Raw genomic sequence first — 17918 nt, 5'->3', positions numbered from 1 at the left:
GGCAACTCGCCCGCCCGTTCCGCGATAATGCGTTGCCCGGCGCGATCGCCGGGGCAATGATCGCCGGATGACTTCGACTCCCCCCGACGGCCGTGCCGGTATCGACGCCGCCCTGGTGAAGCGTCTGATCGCCGAGCAGTTTCCCCAGTGGAGCGCGCTGCCCGTCACCCCCGTGGAGGTCGACGGGTGGGACAACAGGACCTACCGGCTCGGCGACGGCATGACGGCCCGACTGCCCACCGCCGCCGGCTACGTCCCCGCTGTGGCCAAGGAGGACCACTGGCTGCCCCGGCTGGCGCCCGCGCTGCCCGTCGCCGTGCCGACGGTGCTCGGCCGGGGAGTTCCCGGTGAGGGATATCCCTTCCCGTGGTCGGTGCGTGGCTGGCTGCCCGGTGGGACGGCCCGGCGTGAACGCATCGGGGACATGCCCCGATTCGCCACCGCTGTGGGCGAGTTCCTGCTCGCGCTTCAGCGCTGTGACACCACCGGCGGCCCGGTCGCTGGCGAGCACAGTTTCCACCGGGGTGCGCCGCCCGCCCACTACGACCAGGAGACGCACCGCTGCCTGACCGCGCTCAAGGGCCGCGTGGACACCGACCGGGCCGCCGCCGTGTGGGATGCCGCGCTCGCCGCCGAGTGGCACGGGGCGCCCGTGTGGTTCCACGGCGACATCGCCTGGGGCAACTTGCTGGTCGCGGAAGGCGAGTTGACGGCCGTCATCGACTTCGGTACGTCGGGGGTCGGGGATCCCGCCTGCGATCTGGTGATCGCGTGGGGGATGTTCTCCGGCGACAGCAGGGCGGCGTTCCGGCGGACGGTCGCCCAGGACGACGGCACTTGGGCACGCGCCCGTGGCTGGGCGCTGTGGAAGTCACTGCTGGTCCTGTCCGAGAACATCGACACGGATGAGGAACTGGCCGCAGCCAACCGGCGTGTGATCGATGAAGTCCTGGCGGATCACGACGACTTCGCCTGACCGCCCGCGGCGGTGCGGTGCGCGTGTGGGCGGTCCGGCCCGTCGCCGGACGGTGATCCGCGCAAGGCGGACCGCGGCTGCCGAACCCGTCAACGGGCCTGCGGCGCACCGGCGTTGAGTCGTGCGACGAGTACGACGAGTACGCCCAGCAGGACCTGCCGCGCACGAACCCTCACGGAATGAGCAGCCATCGCCCCCGCTGGCCGCCGGCAGCCACCTTGTCGTACGCCGTCGTGGCCTCGCGCAGTGGCACGCGGCCGGCCACCCTCAGTTCCAGGACACCGGAGGCGGCGAGGGCGAGCAGTTCGGCGAGCATCGTGCCGTCGGGCGCGACGTTCACGATGACGATGCCGATGTCCCGCTCGGGCGTCGCGGGTGACGCCGTGGTCACGCCGACGAACGTGCCGCCGTCGCGGATCGCGACGAGGACCGGTGTGTGCAGGGCGGCGGCGTAACCGCCCACGGCCCCGGCCGCGCCGGTGACCAGCAGGGACCGTCCGTTGGCGGGGCCGATCCGGTGCACCATCTGCGCCGCGGTCAGCGCGTTGGGCGGGAGTGACGGCGCGTCGACCGGATCGAGGCCGTCCGGCAGTAGCGCGGTGGCCGCCGCGGGCACGACGGTCTCCTCGGCGTGCGCGCGGACCGGGGCGGCGAAGTCGTTGTTCGCGGCGGCGACCGGGTCACCGACCGAGAATCCGGTGACTTCGGCACCGGTCTCGGTGACGACACCGGTGAGGGACCAGCCGAGGCCGACCGTGCCGGTGAGCCAGAAGATGCTGACCCAGACCTTGCGGGGGCTGGAGCGGGACGGGCTGCTGACCCGTACGGTGACCCCGTCGGTGCCCGTTCGTGTCGACTACGAGCTGACGCCGCTGGGGCTGTCCCTGCTGGGGACGATGCGCCACCTCAAGGAGTGGGCGGAGGCGCACATGGCGACGGTGGACAAGGCGCGCGAGGAGTACGACCGGAACAGCGCCTGACCGCGTGCGCCGCGCCCGATGACTCGTCCGGAGCCGGTGCGTCCATGAGCGCGTCGTGCACCGGTCTCACTCCTCGTTGAGGTGCGCGAGGGTGGTGATGACGCGTTCGGCGATATCCGGTGGCCAGGGGTAGGTGAGGGACACCGCTCGCCGGTGAGCGGAGCCCGTGCGGACTCGGCAACAGCACGACCGCGTCGGCGAGCGGGTCGGCGCTGGTGGCCTGGCCCGTGGTGACGCAGGCGTCGAAGAAAGCCTGCTGGATGACGGCCGGCATGATGGCCGGCTGCTCGGGAGAGTGGCGGTGGATCGAAGGCGCGGCGATCCCGACGCGGCGGGCGACGGGGCGATCGCAGGGTGATGGAGCGCCCCGTCCTCGATCGCCGGGACGGGACCGGTTGTAGCCTCGGTCCCTATGAGTTGGCTGCCTGATGACTTCGTCCACCCCGTCCACGTGCCCGTGCCAGGCACCGCGCTTCATCTGCGGCCGATCCGGGAGACGGACGCCGCGCTCGACCACCCCGCCGTGATGGGCTCCCGAGAGCGTCTGTGGGAGATCTTCGGCCCGGCCTGGGCCTGGCCCAGGGAGACGATGACCTACGAGGAGAACCGCGCCGACCTGCTGCGGCACGAGAAGGAGATAGCCGCGCACCAGTCGTTCAACTACGCGCTGTTGGACGAGGAGGAGACGGCGGTCCTCGGCTGCGTCTATATCGACCCGCCCGAGCGCACCGGCTCCGACGGAGAGATCGCCTGGTGGGTCGTGGACGACCTCGTCGGTGGCGAGGTGGAGCGCGCGTTCGACGCGCTGGTGCCGCGGTGGATCGCCGCCGACTGGCCCTTCCGGCAGCCCCGTTGTCTGGGCCGCGACATTGCCTGGCAGGACTGGCTCGCGCTGCCCCGCGCCTCCTGACATGTCCGAGGCGCTGCCGGAAGGGCCGGTCGGCGGCCCTCGCCGCCCCGCGCGCTCGGGTCAGGTCGGCGGGTGAACGTTCGAGCGTATGTACCCGTGGAGGTGAGGGTGCGCCTCGGCCTACAGTTACGCGCTGTCCGCTAATCCGTAGGGCGGTCGGCGGCGGTACGTGGTTCGGTTCGGCGTCGAGGGAGGCCGCTCATGGCCAGTACGTTTCAGGAGCGCAAGCTCAAGGGGATGTTCGCCGCGTTCGACGCGGACGGCGACGGCTGTCTGCGCGAGGAAGACTTCACGGCGCTCGTCGCCCGCTGGAGTCGGCTGCCGGGAGTGGGTCCGGGGACGGAACTGGGCGCGCGGATGGAGACGTTGCTGATGGGCTGGTGGGTGGCGTTGCTGGAGGTCGGGGACTCCAACGGGGACGGCGCGGTCGACATGGGCGAACTGCTCTCCCTCGTCGACCGGCTGCCCGTCATGGCCGCCGACGTCACCGCGACCGCCGACACCGTCTTCGACGCCGTGGACACCAACGGCGACGGCCGCATCTCCCCGGAGGAGCACCGCAGGCTCGTCGAGACCTGGAACGGGCAGCCCGTGGACATGACGGGCATCTTCGAACGGCTCGACCTGAACGGCGACGGCCACCTCGGCCGGGAGGAGTTCGCCCTGCTGTGGCGCCAGTTCTGGATAAGCGACGACCCGGCGGAACCGGGCAACTGGCTCTGCGGGCCGCTCCCCGCCCAGTGAGTCGGCCCGGTCTCCGCGCGACTTCGTCCTGGCCAACTCGAAGGCCGCCGGTGAGCACCGGCCCACCTGCGTGCCGCTATCGGCGCCGTGGCGGATCAGGGTGTGTCCTGCCGTTCGCTCGGTTCGACCACGGCTAGTTTCGGTCCATGCCTCCGCTCTCGCCGCTCTATCTACTGCGCAAGCTGCTGGGCAACGAGCGGTGGCAGCGGCTGCACGTGAAAGCCTCCGCGTGGGCCGCCGTTGGGGTCGTTCTGGTCCTCGTACTCGGGTCCTGGATCATCGTCCCGTTCGAATCATCGGCGCCCCGGGCGACCATCACCTCGTTCCCGCTGGCGCTGTGGTGGTCCATCGAGACCGCGACAACTGTCGGGTACGGGGATCTGTACCCGGTCACCGCGCCCGGCCGCGTCATCGCGAGCATCGTGATGCTCGTCGGGATCTCGGTCTTCAGCATCGTCACCGCCTCCCTTGCCACCTGGTTCGTGGGGAGCGCCGCGCGCAGTGCCCGCCGGGTGGCGGAAGCCGTGGAACACGTCGAGCTGGCAGGGGAGGCGGACGGCGCCAAGGAACTACGCGCCCTGCACGCCCGCTTCGACCGCATCGAACACCTGCTGGCCCGGAACTCCGGCCGCGACCCCGGCCGCGACTTCGACCCGCCCGCCTGATGCTTGCCCGACCTTGCCCGCCGGCGCTCCGAACTGACCATCGACAGCGAACTCCGGTGAGCGAGCCGATCTAGGGCGTGTTGCGAAAGTAGCGCCGTCCGCCCGAAGGGCGGGGCCGACGGCGTCTGGTGCGTGCGATCGCAAGGCGGAGGATCGTGCTCGTACTGGGCGTACTTGGACGAGTCCGACAACGCGGCGAGTGTGCGTGCCAGGCGTCGTCGGCCAGGCGGGACTTTCGCAACACGCCCTAGGGTGGCTCCATGGTGAACGTGAGTGTGGAGACGCGGGAACAGACCGAGGAGCGTCTTCGACGCGTCCTCGCGGCGGCGGACGTGGTTGTTCACGAAGGCGACTGGTGCTTCCGGGAGACGCCGTTGTCCGCTCCGCCAATACTGTCACCGGAGACTCTGGCCGTGGTGCGGGACGCCGAGTCGTGGAGTGCGCTCGTCCCCGTGACCGGCGACGCGACGGATGTCGAGCGGTTCGGACTCTTCTCCTTCCATTTCCCTTCCGGGTTGGACAACAGCGGATTCGTGGGGTGGCTGGCCACCCATCTGAAGCGCTCGCTGGGCACGGGTGTGTTCGTGGTCTGCGGCAGCAATCGCGACCGTGGCGGGATCTACGACTACTGGGGCTGCCCGGCCGATGTGCTCTCCGAGGCCGTCGCGGCCGTCGACAACCTGCGCCTGGAGACCTGAGCGTCCGGTGGTGGGCCGGCGGGAGTGACGAGCGGGCCGAGCGTGGCACGGCTTGGTGCCACCTGGTGCCATGTGGCGTCACCCGGCATCACCTGGCGCCATGCGGTGCCATGCGGTGCCATTCCGTGCCTCGAAAGGCGCGTGAGCGTATGTGGTGCCACAACTGCTCAGGTAGGCGCCAGTGCGTTTTCGCAGGTCAGAGGAGTTGCGTCAGTGGGTGGCCCGGAAATGGTGCCTCGTCGCTTGCGTGTGGAGCCATTATGGTGCCATGATGGCGTCATGGACCTCACCCCGTACGTCGACACCCTCCGCCGTGAACTTGCGGTGGCCGCCGAAGCCGGTGGCGTCGAAGCGCGCGAGCTGGCCGAGAGGCTGACCGCTCCTCTGGAGTCGGCGACCCGGCTGACCATGCTCAACGTGCTCTCCGCCGCGATGGACGAGATCACTCGCGAACTCGCCCCCGGCTCCGTCGACGTACGACTGCGCGGGCTCGACCCCGACTTCGTGGTGACGCTGCCGCCCGCCGACGGCGGCGACCGCGTTCCCGCGGAGCCGGCCGCGCCCGTCGAACCGCTCAGGACCCCGGCCCCGGCCGACGGTGACGAGGGTGGCACCGCCCGTATCAATCTGCGCCTGCCGACCCACCTCAAGACCCGCGCCGAGGATGCCGCGGCCCGCGAGGGGCTGTCGGTCAACGCGTGGCTGGTGCGGGCCGTGTCGGGCGCGGTCGACGGCGGCACCCGGCCGCGCACGACGGAGAAGACCCGGACCGTCGGACAGACCTACACGGGCTGGGTCCGCTAGCCGCGCCACCGCCCGCATCACTTCACCCGCATCACTTCACTTCACTTCACTCACACCACGTCCCGCCAGCGGGGACGACCCCAAGACCCAAGAGGACGGGACAGCCATGCCTTCTTTCGACACTCCCGAACCGATCTCGGTCAACGCCTACATGTACTCCGGTTCCATCTGGTTCACCGCCGGCGACCGCCTCGACACCGTCGTGGAGGTACGGCCCCGCGACCCGAAGAAGGACCAGGACGTACGGACGGCCGACCAGACCGAGGTCGCCTACGCCGGCGGCGAACTGATCGTCAGGACGCCCAAGGCCAATCTGCTCGGGCGCGGCGGCACCGTCGATGTGACGGTCCAACTGCCCACGGGTTCGGACATCGACATGACCGGCGCCGGTGCCAACGTGATCGGCGAGGGCCGCCTCGGTGAGGTCCACGTGAAGACCTCGGCCGGCGACGTACGTCTCGACACGACCGGCCCGCTGCAACTGAAGGCGTCGCACGGCTCGATCGCCGTGGACCGGGTCGAGGGCGCGGCCGAGATCACCAGCAGCACCGGCAACGTGCGCGTCGGCCTCGTCGACGGCCCCGCCGTCCTGAAGAACTCGCACGGCACCACAACCGTCGGCGCCGTGACCGGCGAGCTTCGGTTGAGCGGCGCCAACGGCGCCATCGACATCGCACGCGCCGAGTCCTCGGTCACCGGCACCACCACCAACGGCGGCCTTCGTGTCGCGGAAGTCGCCCGTGGCACCGTTCAGTTGGAGACTGCCAACGGCCCCATCGAGGTCGGCATCCGCGAGGGCACCGCCGCCTGGCTCGACGTCAACTCCAACCGTGGGCAGGTGCGCAACACGCTCGCCGCGTCCGAGGCCCCGGAGCAGACCGAGGACACCGTCAAGGTCCGCGCCCGGACCAACTGGGGCAACATCGACATCCGCCGCGCCCGCGCCTGAGGGTCCGCCCGCCCTCTCTGTCCAGCCTCTCGCCTCATCTTTCACTTCACTCCATCCTTCGAACGGGAGAGTCCATGCCTTCATCTGTCATGCCCATGTCCAAGTTTGACAACGGTCGGCAGTCGTCCGTCGCGGTCTCGGCGGTCGGGTTGCGCAAGTCGTACGGCGACAAGCTCGTCCTCGACGGGATCGATCTGCGTATCCCGGCCGGGTCCGTGTTCGCGCTGCTCGGGCCGAACGGCGCGGGCAAGACCACGGCCGTGAAGATCCTGTCCACCCTCGTCGCCGCCGACGCCGGCGAGCTGCGCGTCGGCGGGCACGATCTGGCCGCCGAGCCGCAGGCCGTGCGTGCCGCGATCGGTGTCACGGGGCAGTTCTCGGCCGTCGACAGCCTGATCACGGGCGAGGAGAACATGTTCCTCATGGCGGACCTGCACCACCTGTCCAGGAGGCAGGGGCGGCGGGTCGCCGCCGAACTCCTTGAGCGCTTCGACCTGGTGGAGGCCGCGAAGAAGCCCGCCTCCACCTACTCCGGCGGTATGAAGCGCCGCCTGGACCTCGCGATGACGCTGGTCGGCAGCCCGCGGATCATCTTCCTCGACGAGCCGACGACCGGGCTCGACCCGCGCTCCCGTCACAACATGTGGGGCATCATCCGCGGCCTGGTGTCCACCGGGGTCACCGTCCTCCTCACCACCCAGTACCTGGAGGAGGCCGACGAACTCGCCGACCGCATCGCGGTGTTGAACGACGGGAAGATCGCCGCCGAAGGCACCGCCGACGAACTGAAGCGACTCGTCCCCGGCGGGGACGTCCGGCTCCGCTTCACCGACCCGGCCGCCTACCGCACCGCGGCCGACGCCCTGACCGGGGCCACGAGGGACGACGAGACACTGTCGCTGTCCATCCCCAGCGACGGCACCCAGCGCGAACTGCGCTCCATCCTCGACTGGCTCGACTCCGCCGACATCGAGGCCGACGAACTGACCGTCCACACCCCCGACCTCGACGACGTGTTCTTCGCCCTCACCGGCGGCGCCAAGGTTCCCAACCAGACCACGTCCACGTCCACGTCCACGTCCACGGAGGATGTCCGATGAGCTCCCTCTCCCTCGCCGTACGCGACTCGAACACCATGCTGCGCCGCAACCTCCTGCACGCGCGCCGCTACCCGTCCATGACGCTGAATCTGCTGCTCACCCCGGTCATGCTGCTCCTGCTCTTCGTCTACATCTTCGGCGACGTGATGAGCGCCGGCATCGACGGCGGCGGCGCGGACCGCTCCGACTACATCGCCTACATCGTTCCGGGCATCCTGCTGATGACCATCGGCGGCACCACGATCGGCACCGCGGTGGCCGTCTCCATGGACATGAACGAGGGGATCATCGCCCGCTTCCGCACGATGGCGATCCACCGTGGCTCGGTACTCGTCGGACACGTCATCGGCAGCGTGCTCCAGTGCGTGCTGAGCGTCATCCTCGTCGGCGCCATCGGCGTGGCCATCGGCTTCCGGTCCACGGATGCCACGCTCCTGGAGTGGATCGCGGCGTTCGGGCTGCTCGTACTCTTCTCCATGGCGCTCACCTGGGTCGCGGTCGGGATGGGCCTGATCAGTCCGAACGTCGAGGCCGCCAGCAACAACGCGCTGCCGCTGATCCTGCTGCCGATGCTGTCCAGCGCCTTCGTCCCGGTCGACGCGATGCCGGGCTGGTTCCAGCCGATCGCCGAGTACCAGCCCTTCACCGCCGCCATCGAGACCCTGCGCGGCCTCCTTCTCGGCACCGAGATCGGCCACAACGGGTGGCTCGCCGTCGTGTGGTGCGTCGGCCTCGCGGTGCTCGGCTACTTCTGGTCGACCTCGAAGTTCAACCAAGACCCGATGTAGCCGCCACCACGACGCGGGCCAACTCCCGCGGCTCGTCACGCCCCTGGGCGGCGTACCCCGACACCACGTCGGCGTACGCCGCCCCTTCGGCGCGTCGGCGCGTCGGCACCGATCACCGCCCGCCGAGCCGGTGTGCCGCCGCGTCCCGCAGCAGCTTCAGCGCCTGGCGTTCATCCGCGTCATGCCCGCCCGTCCCGGTGAGGGTCCCCGCGATCGCCGCGTGGTCGTGCCCGGTCAGGGATCCCACCGGCCGCAGCAGACGGGCCAGTGGGTGATGGAAGTCGTGGACGGTGAGGGCGAAGCCCGTGGTGGTGTCGAGCGTTCCGACGGCGGCGAACCGGCCGTCGGCCGAGGCGGCGATGGTACGCAGCGTCCACGGGTTGTCCTGAAGCCCGGCCAACGAGCGCGGCGGATCGGCCGTTTGGAGGGTGGCCGGGTCGAAGAAGCAGTGCCCGTCCTGGCTGCCCGTCCTCGCGACCAGGACACCCCAGGCCGGGACGGCGTACAGGCCGGTGAGGCGCGGTGCGTTGGCGACGGCCTCCAGGGTCAGGGCTTCGTGCGGTCCGGTACACCACCGGCCGAGCCCGCCGTTCATGCCGCAGCTGACGATCTCGCCGGGTCCGGTGAACGTCAGCTCCCGTACCGGCCCGTGCGGCAAGGGGACGACGCTGCGGGCGATCAGGTGCTCCAGTCGGGCGTCGACGATCGCGATGTCGGTGCTGCCGCCGAAGGCGACCGCGTTGCCGTCCGGCGCGACGGCGAGGCGGTGGGCGGTATCGATGCCGTACGGGCTCAGATCCACGAAGCCGGGGCCGACCTCCGGACCGGCGAGGAGCGCGACCGGCTGGAGGGCGGCGCCCGCGACGTAACCGGCGGCCGTGCCCGCGGGCCGCATGCCCGTCAGGCCACCGCCCTCCGTGACGGGGACGGCGTTGCCGCGCCGGTAGTGCACCACGACCCGGCCGTGTCCCGGCCCGTCACGGACGGCGACGACGTTCTCCTCGTCGACGCACGCGACGGCGTGATGCTCGGACGCGCCGTGGTAGATGTCGTGCCAGGAACCGTCACGCAGCATCGTGACGCGGGTGAGGTCGTCCTCTCCGTAGTCCGTGAGCGTGAGTACGGGAGCGCCGACGCCGAAGGACAGCCACTCGGCGGCGGCGGTGACCTGTGGGTGCACGGAACGCGACGCGCCGGCCGCCGCCGAGGTCACCCGCGCCACCAACTCCTCGTCCGCGGCGGCGAGCCGCGCGATGAAGGCGGCGTCGGGATGCCCGGCCGGGAAGAGACCGGCGTACCGCTTCGCCAGCCGTATCCCGTCCGGCAACGGCACGGAGGTGATCAGCTCTCCGAGTACGTTGCGGTGTCTGGCCCTGAGGTGCTTGGTGGCCTGCCGGTCGATACCGGCGGCGTCGTCCCAGATGACGCGACCCGTCATGCCCCGAACCCCACTCTCTCCGCCAACTGGTGCCGTTGGAAGGGATGTTCCTCATGCCGTGCTCTTCTGCCCGGCATTACGCTGACTTTCACACACCAGGGAGTTCAGGGGGAACGCAATGACGGATCCGATGTCGGCGCTGGTGATGACGGGCGCGACGACGATCGTGGCGGCCATGGCCACCAGCGGGTGGGAGAGTGCGCGCGCCAGGGTCGCGGAGCTGTTCGGGCGTCGTGGTGACGACGAGGTGACGGCGATCGCGGTCCAACTCGACGGGGACGCGCACCTGGTGGCCGACGAGGAGGACACGGAAGGGGTACGCGAGGAGCTGGTGCGGCCCTGGGCCCGGCGCTTGGCGGCACTGCTGCGTGAACACCCGGAGGCCACCGAGGAGTTGCGCCGGGTGGTGGAGGAGGTGGCCGCCGGGCTGCCCCGTACCGAGCACCACTGGACGCAGAACGTCACGGCGCACTCGGGAGGCACGGCGTTCGGGACGCAGGGGCCGGGCAGCAGCGTCCATATCCACCGGTACGCCACGGCCGGGGAGACGGCGCCGGGCGACCCGGCGCCGGGTGGCGCGGTGCCCGGTGACACCGCGCCCGGGGACAGCTCCCCGGCGTGAGCGACACGGCGCCGCACGGCGCGTACCCCGAGCCATCCGCCCGTCAAGTGGTGCGTGCGGAAGGCGGGTTCGCGTACGGGGTGGTCGGCGCGGACATCCACGTCTTCGGCGACGGCCGTCCCGTCTACGTCCTGCGGACCTGGCAGGGCGCGCCCGTGTCGGACCCCGAGTGGCTGCGTGAACTGCCCAGCAGAATGCTGAGCGCCCGGCACGAGGTGGTGCCGTTCACCGGCCGCGAGCACGACCTCGCGGAGCTGCGTGGCTGGCGGGACGCGCCCCGGAGGCTGGCGGCACGCTGGCTGCACGGCCCCGGCGGGCAGGGCAAGAGCCGTCTCGCCGCGCGCCTGGCCGCCGAGTCGGCCGCCGCCGGGTGGCTCGTCGTGGCCGCGGTGCACGGGCCCGGCACCGTACTGCCGCCACCGGGCAGCCAGGATCTGCGCGCGGAACACGCCGCCGGGGTACTGGTGATCGTCGACTACGCGGACCACTGGCCGCTGCCCGATCTGGCCTGGCTGCTCAGCAACGCGCTGCTGCACCGCTCCGATCTGCCGGCCCGGGTGCTGCTCGTGGCGCGCGACACCACCATGTGGCCCGCCGTGCGCGCGACGCTCGCGGACGTACAGGCGGCGACCTCACGTCAGACGCTGGAACCACTGTCCGGCGAAGGTGAATTCCAAGGGGAGGGGGAGAGGGAGGGAGAGGGGGAGGAAGGCCGGGGGAGCGGTGACCGGAGTGGCATGTTCCGTGCGGCGCGTGACGCGTTCGCCGCGCGTTACGGACTTACGGCGCCCGAGACGGTCGGGCCGCCGGTGCCGCTGTCGGGACCGGAGTTCGGGCTCACCCTGACCGTGCACATGGCGGCCCTGGCGGCCGTGGACGCCCACCGCGACGGACAGCGTCCGCCCACCGACGAGGCGGGCCTGACGACGTATCTGCTCGACCGGGAGCAACGGCACTGGTTCCGGCTCTCCGACACGCCCGGCCACCGCACACCCCCCGCCGTGATGAACCGCGCCGTCTTCGCCGCCGCCCTCACCGGCGCGGTCGAACGGCCCACCGGCACCGCGGCGCTCGCCTCGCTCGCGCTGCCGCTGCCCACCGACACCGTGCTCGACGACCACGCGGTGTGCTACCCGGCGACAGACCTGGCGGACGTCGCGGACGTCGCGGACCGTACCGGCCAGACCGACCCCGCGTGGCCCATCGTCCTCGAACCGCTGACACCCGACCGGCTGGCCGAGGACTTCGTCGCCCTCACCCTGCCGGGCCACCGCGCCGACTACCCGGCCCACGACTGGGCACCACCCGCGCTCAACGCACTGCTCCCGCTCAACGCGCTGCACCCGGACCCGCACTCCGCCCCGGACCCCGACCGCGCCGCGCCCAACCCCTGGCTGCCGCACGCGATGACCGTCCTGGCCAGCGGCGCCGCCCGCTGGCCGCACCTGCGAGCGGTACACCTGTATCCGCTGCTGCGCGAGGCGCCCTGGCTGGCCGTCGCCGCCGGCGGCGCCGCGCTGGGCACGCTCGTGGGCCTGGACGACATCGACATCGGCCTGCTGGAGCAGATCGAGGCGTACGTACCGCACCGCGACGACGCCGAACTCGACCCGGCCGCAGCCGTCCTGGCCGTGCGGCTCGCCGAGCACCGGCTGGCGGCGACCGACGACCCGGCGGCGCACGCCGCCGTGTATCTCAACCTCGGCTGGAGTCTCGGCGGGGCCGGACGGTACGACGAGAGCCTGGCCGCCGAAGAACGGGCGATCGAGCTCTACCGCGGCCTCGCCCGCACCGATCCCGACGCCCACGAACCCGACCTGGCCCGTGCCCTGAACAACCTCTCCGGCGGTCTGCACCGGGAGCGCCGCATCGACGAGGCGCTGCGGGCGATCGAGTCGGCGGTGGAGATCCGGCGCCGCCGGCTGCGACCGGGGCACGAAGTCGACACCGCCGACCTGGCGCTGTCCCTGTCCAACTACGCCAACCGCCTCGGCACCGCCGGCCGGTGGCTGGAAGCGCTGACGGCCGACAGCGAGGCCCTGGACCTGTACGCCGGGCTGGCGGCGTCCCGGCCCGGCGCGTACGGCCACGACCTGGCGGTCACCCTGCTCAACTTCGGCAGCGCCCTGCACCGCGCGCTGCGCCTCGACGGCGCGCTCGCCGCGACCCGGCGGGCGGTGGACCTGCTGCGCCCCCTGGCCCGAGGGACGCCGGCCGCACACGAGGGGATGCTGGCCCAGGCGCTGGCCAACAAGGCCCAGATGCTGGCGAGCTGGGGCCGGAGCGACGAGGACCTGATCAGGGACCAGCACCTGCCTTTCACGCGGGAGATGGCTCGGACGCGTGGCTGGCGCGCGGAGGCGCTGGAGGCCGCCACCGAGGCGGTGGAGATCGCCCGCCGCGCGGCGCGGGCCAATCCGGCCGCGCTGGACGCCGACCTGGCCGGCTATCTCGGGGTACTCAGCAATGTGCAGAAGGCCGTGGGCCTGCCGGACGAGGCGGTGATCACCGCCCGTGAGGCGCAGGTCGTCACCGACCGCACCGATCCTCGCCGGCACACGCGTCCGGCGCCGGAAGGCGTGACGTACGGCGGCGAAGCCAGCGTTGTCGCCGAGGACGCGATGATCACCCTGTACCGCCATCTGAGCGTCACCGAGGTGACGCGCTACGGTCCCGAACTCACCCTGCTGCTACGGCTCCACGCCCGACGCGGGCCGACGCCTGATCTGGCGATCCTGGAGGAGGCCCTGGGAGTCGACCTCCGGCTCGCCGACGCCGATCCGGTGGCCCACGAGCTGGGCTATCTGCTGGAGTTGAAGCAGTTCGGGTGGCAGCTGTGGTGGGCGGGCCGACGGGCGGAGGCCGTCGAGACGGTGGAACGAGCGGTCGAACTCGCCCGCGAACTCGCCACGGAGGATCCCGAGACGCACGGCGAGCGACTGGGCTGGGACGTGGACACGCTGGCCACGATGCTCAAAGGGGTCGGCCGCCGTCGCGAGGCCCGGGAGGTGCGGCGCGCGGCGAAGCGACTCCTCGCCGGGGCGAAGGCCCGCCGCACCGCCTCACCGCCGTAGGGCCTGTCGTTCGGATCTCGCTGGGCTCGCGGTCCCTGGCACGCACGCTCGCCGCGTTGACGGCGGACGGGGAGGCACCGCTCCCGCCATGCCTCCCTCCTCCGCCTTGAGACCGCACGCACCAGACCCCGCTCCCTGATCCAGCCTGATCCAAACGACAGACCCCAGGTCCTGTCCCGGCGTCACGCCATACGCGGCGCCGGTACGGGGGTGACCAGGGTGCCCTCGGTCATGAACTGGTGGAGATTGCGGAAGGCGAGTTCCCCCATGGCCTCGCGGGTCTCGTGGGTGCCGCTGGCGATGTGCGGCAGGAGCACCACGGTGTCGAGTCCCAGCAGGGCCGGCGGCATACGCGGTTCGTCGGCGAAGACGTCGAGCGCTGCGCCTGCGATGCCGCCTGCGACGAGGGCGGTGACCAGCGCCGGTTCGTCGATCACACTGCCCCGCGCGATATTGACCAGATAGCCCCGTGGCCCGAGCGCTTCGAGCACGTCCGCGGAGACCAGGCCCCGGGTGCCGGCACCACCGGCCGCCGCGATCACGAGCACGAGCACGTCGGCCCCGGCGGCGAGTGCGCGCGGCGAGTCGGCGTAGCCGTACGGCACGTCGTCCGCCGCGGTGCGCGAGTGGTAGGTCAGCTCGACGCCGAATCCTTCGAGCCGGCGGGCGATCGCGCGGCCGATCCGGCCGAGGCCGAGAATGCCGACCCGTTTTCCGCTCACCTTGGTGGTGAGGGGGAAGCCGCCCGGCACCCAGTCGCCCCGGCGGACGTAGCGGTCGGCGGCGGAGAGCCCGCGCAGCACGTCGATCAGCGCGCCCACGGCGAGGTCGGCCACACAGTCGGTGAGTACGTCGGGGGTGTTGCTCACCTCGATCCCGCGTGCGCGGGCGCGCGGGACGTCCGTCGTCTCATAACCATCGCGGCGGCGTCGGGTCGAAGTCCGGTTCGGTGCGGCGGAAGTACCCGGTGTCGTCGCGCTGCCGGATGCCGCACGCCAGGTACTGCTCGTGCAGCCGGGCCAGGGCGTCGCGGTCGAGTTCGACCCCCAGGCCCGGGGCGGTCGGCACCGCCACCGATCCGTTACGGAAGGTCAGCGCGCCGGGCGCGATGACGTCCTCGTCGGGGCTCTTCCACGGCCAGTGCGCGTCGCAGATACCGGCGAGCGTGCGGGAGCGTCCCAGACCGCCCCAGAAGTGGTGGTCGGAGAGGACCACTGGCACCGCGTCCTGTGTGACGGCGGGCTTGACCTGGTCGAAGGCCACCACGCACATGTTGGTGGCGAGTGGCATCGGCACCTCACGCTCGACCCTGGACATCCCGCCGATGCCGGCGGTCGGGTCCTCCAAGTACTCGATCACTCCGTTGAGTTCCTTGCCGACCCGGATCGACGTCTCCACGCTCCAGGCGGCGTTGGGGGTCGATCCGCGGCGGGTGATCGGGAAAGGCCCCGCGCAGCGCCTTGATCGCACCCTGGTACCTCCGGTGGTTACGACGGTGGATACGGCGGCAGCCTAGCCCCTTTCGTCCACATATATAGACAATTACCACAAATGAAAACGAAGGGGCCGGGTATCGGTTGACCTTCCCCCGGTGTGAACCTCTGGACTGGCCCTCCACTGCCGATCGACGGAAGGCTCCGCGTGATCTCCTACCAAGGCTCCGGCCCCTACTGCTACACCCACTCGCTGGCGATGGCCGCGGGAGCCCATGAGCTGCCCCCGTCCGCCGTGATCGAGACACTGACCGGCTCGCCCTTCGGGTTCCAGCTGATCGGAGGCAACCTGCCGCTGTTCGACCCCTACGGCTGGGATCCGGAGCGCGGCCTCGACGAGGCCGTCGACGTCCTGGGTCTGCGCTGCGCACACACCGCCGGAGGCACCCCGGCGGAAGCCCACGCCCGGCTGATGGCCGCCTGCGCCCGGGGCCCGGTGCTGGCGGGCCCCATCGACATGGGACTTCTGCTCTACCGGCTGGGTACCCCCTCGCCGGGCTTCGGGGACCACTACGTGGTGGTGCTCGCCGCCGACGACGGAGCCGTACTGCTGCACGACCCGCAAGGACACCCCTACGCGACGCTGTCGGCATCGGCGTTCCTCGACGCGTGGCGGGCGGACACGGTCGACTACACCGACCTGCCGTACGTGATGCGGTCGGACTTCGTACGGGAGCGGAAGGTGACCGCGGCCGAGGCCCTTCGGCGGTCGCTGCCGCGCGCCGTCGGGTGGCTGTCCGGCCGTGACGACCTGCCCGTCCCGCCCGGCACGCTCGGCGGTGCCGGAGGGGTCGACGCCTTCGCCGGCCTCGTGGAGCGGGGGCTTGAGCGGGACACTCGGCACCTGCTGGGTTCCTTCGCGATCCGGGTGGGCGCACGCCGCCTCTCCGACGCGTCCGCGTGCCTCTCCCTGCTGGACCTGCCCGGCCCCGCCGCGGCGGCGGCCGAACTGTCCCAGCACGTCGGATCCCTCCAGGAACCGCTGGTCATCGGGGACGACCAGGAGTTGGTGGCGAGGCTGGGCCGGCTGGCCCCGGGCTACGAGCGGCTGCGAGTGTCACTCGCGGGGGTGCTCGCCGACGCGTCCGAGGGCTGAGGGCCGCGAGACGGCCGCCCCCGGTTCGACGCGGGGCCGGGGGCGCCGTTACGATTCCCGCATGGGTGTCGCAGTCACGAAGTAGTTCCAGGTGTGCCGTTCCACGGCCACAGCCGCACCGGTCCCGGCCGGTGGGGTCTGTTCGTCGTACCGGCACGGACGCGTCCTACGACCTGAGGTCGTACTGTCCCGCAGCCTGGAGTACCCACTTCATGAACACCTTTCCCGAGGCACGCGTGTGCCCACCCGACCGTCGGATGCCGGCGCTCGCGCTGCTCTCCCTCCTCCAGTTCCTCATCGCCGTCGACGTCACCGTCGTCAACGTGGCGCTGCCGACCATCGGCGGGCAGTTCCACGCCCCGACCGCCTCACTCTCCTGGGTCGTCACCGGCTACACCCTGGTCGGCGGCGGTCTGCTGCTGCTCGGCGGCCGGGTCACCGATCTGCTCGGCAGACGGCGGATGTTCCTGCTCGGCGCCGCCCTGTTCGCGCTCGCCTCGCTCGCCGCGGGGCTGGCCCCCGACCTCCCGACGCTGATCGGCGCCCGCTTCGCCCAGGGCGCGGGCGAGGCGCTGGCGTCACCCGCCGCGATGTCGCTCATCGCGCTGCTCTTCCCCGAACCCCGTGAACGGGCCAAGGCGCTCGGCATCTGGGGCGGGATCTCCGCGAGCGGGCTCGTCGCCGGTGTGCTGCTGTCCGGTGTGATCACCGAACTCCTGCACTGGCGCTGGATCTTCGGCATCAACGTGCCGCTCGCGGCGCTGGTGCTGCTGATCACGCCGAGGCTGGTGCCGGCCGACGGACCACGCGTGCGCACCGAACGCCTCGATCTGCCGGGCGCCGTGCTGCTGACGGCGGGCCCGCTCAGCCTGGTGTACGGAGTACTGGAGTCGGCACCTTGGGCGATCGCGGCGGGTGCGCTGCTGCTGATCGCCTTCGTGGCCGTCGAGGCGCGTACGAAGCATCCGCTCGTACCGCTCTCCTTCTTCGCGCACCGCACCCGGGCGGTGGCGAACGCCGTGACCATCCTGCTGAGCGCGGCACTGTCCACCGCGTTCTTCCTGCTCACGCTCTACATGCAGGACGTACTCTCGCTCGGTCCGCTGCGGGCGGGACTGGCCTTTCTGCCGTTCTGCGCCGTACTGCTGCTGGTCATCACCCAGGTGCCCCGCCTCATCGGCGCGATCGGCGTGAAACACACCGCACTGGTGGGCTTGGCGCTCACGGCGGCGGGCCTCGCCTGGCTGGCCCGGCTCCCCGACGAGGGCGCCTACGCCGTCGATGTGCTGCCGGGCATGGTCGGTGTGGCGGCCGGCATGGGCGTCGGCCTGCTCGCCCTCCAGAACGCCGCGCTCCAGGGCGTCGGCGAGCACGACGCGGGGACCGCGGCGGGCGTCCAGCGTTCGGTGGACCAACTGGGCGGCTCGCTCGGGCTCGCGGTACTGGTGGGAGTCGCCGTCGGCGACGCGGGCGTCGACGGCTTCCGAACCGCCTTCCTCTACGCGCTGATCGGGGTGGTGGCGGCGGCGGTCGGACTCCTGCTCGCGGCACGTGACGAGGCGGCGCCGGACAGCTAGGGTC

General features: G+C 71.5%; 17 protein-coding genes and 1 pseudogene. 14 read left to right on the top strand and 4 right to left on the bottom strand.

Going from position 1 to position 17918, the window contains the following annotated elements:
• The first annotated feature begins 67 nt into the window (after window positions 1–67).
• Window positions 68–976 carry an aminoglycoside phosphotransferase family protein gene (locus tag OG700_RS02430; RefSeq protein ID WP_405608127.1) on the top strand — a complete coding sequence of 303 codons (909 nt, stop codon included), beginning with the start codon at window positions 68–70 and terminating at the stop codon, window positions 974–976.
• Between the two features lie 172 nt (window positions 977–1148).
• Here OG700_RS02430 and OG700_RS02425 read toward each other — a convergent pair whose 3' ends face one another.
• Complete coding sequence (locus OG700_RS02425) at window positions 1149–1592, bottom strand: zinc-binding dehydrogenase (RefSeq protein WP_405608124.1); 444 nt, start codon at window positions 1590–1592, stop codon at window positions 1149–1151.
• Window positions 1593–1674: 82 nt separating this feature from the next.
• Between OG700_RS02425 and OG700_RS02420 the strand changes: the two genes are divergently transcribed.
• From OG700_RS02420 to OG700_RS02380, 9 genes are all read left to right on the top strand, one after another.
• A complete protein-coding gene (locus tag OG700_RS02420; protein ID WP_405608121.1) occupies window positions 1675–1956 on the top strand; it encodes a winged helix-turn-helix transcriptional regulator in 282 nt (93 codons plus the stop codon).
• A gap of 412 nt (window positions 1957–2368) precedes the next feature.
• Window positions 2369–2866 (top strand): GNAT family N-acetyltransferase, encoded by a 498-nt coding sequence (locus tag OG700_RS02415; protein ID WP_405608118.1) that lies wholly within the window; start codon window positions 2369–2371, stop codon window positions 2864–2866.
• Between the two features lie 201 nt (window positions 2867–3067).
• Window positions 3068–3610 (top strand): EF-hand domain-containing protein, encoded by a 543-nt coding sequence (locus OG700_RS02410; protein ID WP_405608115.1) that lies wholly within the window; start codon window positions 3068–3070, stop codon window positions 3608–3610.
• Between the two features lie 146 nt (window positions 3611–3756).
• On the top strand, window positions 3757–4275 hold the full coding sequence (locus OG700_RS02405; protein WP_405608112.1) for a potassium channel family protein: 519 nt from the start codon (window positions 3757–3759) through the stop codon (window positions 4273–4275).
• 260 nt (window positions 4276–4535) lie between these two features.
• The gene (locus OG700_RS02400) at window positions 4536–4973 is read left to right on the top strand and encodes a DUF6196 family protein (RefSeq protein ID WP_405608109.1); all 438 of its coding nucleotides are present in this window, start codon (window positions 4536–4538) and stop codon (window positions 4971–4973) included.
• Window positions 4974–5252: 279 nt separating this feature from the next.
• A complete protein-coding gene (locus OG700_RS02395; protein WP_405608106.1) occupies window positions 5253–5777 on the top strand; it encodes a hypothetical protein in 525 nt (174 codons plus the stop codon).
• A 106-nt stretch (window positions 5778–5883) separates the two neighbouring features.
• A complete protein-coding gene (locus OG700_RS02390) occupies window positions 5884–6726 on the top strand; it encodes a DUF4097 family beta strand repeat-containing protein (RefSeq protein WP_405608103.1) in 843 nt (280 codons plus the stop codon).
• 95 nt (window positions 6727–6821) lie between these two features.
• Window positions 6822–7826, top strand: a complete 1005-nt coding sequence (locus tag OG700_RS02385) for an ATP-binding cassette domain-containing protein (protein ID WP_405608100.1) — start codon at window positions 6822–6824, stop codon at window positions 7824–7826.
• The gene (locus tag OG700_RS02380; protein ID WP_405608097.1) at window positions 7823–8614 is read left to right on the top strand and encodes an ABC transporter permease; all 792 of its coding nucleotides are present in this window, start codon (window positions 7823–7825) and stop codon (window positions 8612–8614) included. Before OG700_RS02385 ends, OG700_RS02380 begins: the two co-directional genes overlap by 4 nt.
• 112 nt (window positions 8615–8726) lie before the next feature.
• Here the strand turns inward: OG700_RS02380 and OG700_RS02375 are convergent, their stop codons facing one another.
• Complete coding sequence (locus OG700_RS02375; protein ID WP_405608094.1) at window positions 8727–10052, bottom strand: hypothetical protein; 1326 nt, start codon at window positions 10050–10052, stop codon at window positions 8727–8729.
• 118 nt (window positions 10053–10170) lie between these two features.
• Here OG700_RS02375 and OG700_RS02370 point away from each other — a divergent pair, with 118 nt between their 5' ends.
• Window positions 10171–10674 carry a hypothetical protein gene (locus OG700_RS02370; RefSeq protein ID WP_405608091.1) on the top strand — a complete coding sequence of 168 codons (504 nt, stop codon included), beginning with the start codon at window positions 10171–10173 and terminating at the stop codon, window positions 10672–10674.
• Window positions 10671–13748, top strand: a complete 3078-nt coding sequence (locus OG700_RS02365; RefSeq protein ID WP_405608088.1) for a tetratricopeptide repeat protein — start codon at window positions 10671–10673, stop codon at window positions 13746–13748. Before OG700_RS02370 ends, OG700_RS02365 begins: the two co-directional genes overlap by 4 nt.
• A gap of 182 nt (window positions 13749–13930) precedes the next feature.
• Here OG700_RS02365 and OG700_RS02360 read toward each other — a convergent pair whose 3' ends face one another.
• A complete protein-coding gene (locus OG700_RS02360; protein WP_405608085.1) occupies window positions 13931–14617 on the bottom strand; it encodes an NAD(P)-dependent oxidoreductase in 687 nt (228 codons plus the stop codon).
• Window positions 14618–14657: 40 nt separating this feature from the next.
• Window positions 14658–15216, bottom strand: a pseudogene (locus OG700_RS02355) (enolase C-terminal domain-like protein); the annotation flags it as partial.
• Between the two features lie 173 nt (window positions 15217–15389).
• On the opposite strand from OG700_RS02355, the gene OG700_RS02350 reads away from it, so the two are divergent.
• Window positions 15390–16337, top strand: a complete 948-nt coding sequence (locus tag OG700_RS02350) for a hypothetical protein (RefSeq protein ID WP_405608082.1) — start codon at window positions 15390–15392, stop codon at window positions 16335–16337.
• A 212-nt stretch (window positions 16338–16549) separates the two neighbouring features.
• The gene (locus tag OG700_RS02345; protein ID WP_405608079.1) at window positions 16550–17914 is read left to right on the top strand and encodes an MFS transporter; all 1365 of its coding nucleotides are present in this window, start codon (window positions 16550–16552) and stop codon (window positions 17912–17914) included.
• Window positions 17915–17918: the final 4 nt, after the last annotated feature.

Origin of the sequence: Streptomyces sp. NBC_01508, from assembly GCF_045040315.1 — a bacterium.
In the GTDB taxonomy this organism is placed as follows: Bacteria; Actinomycetota; Actinomycetes; order Streptomycetales; family Streptomycetaceae; genus Streptomyces.
This window is presented reverse-complemented; position numbering and strand designations above follow the sequence as displayed.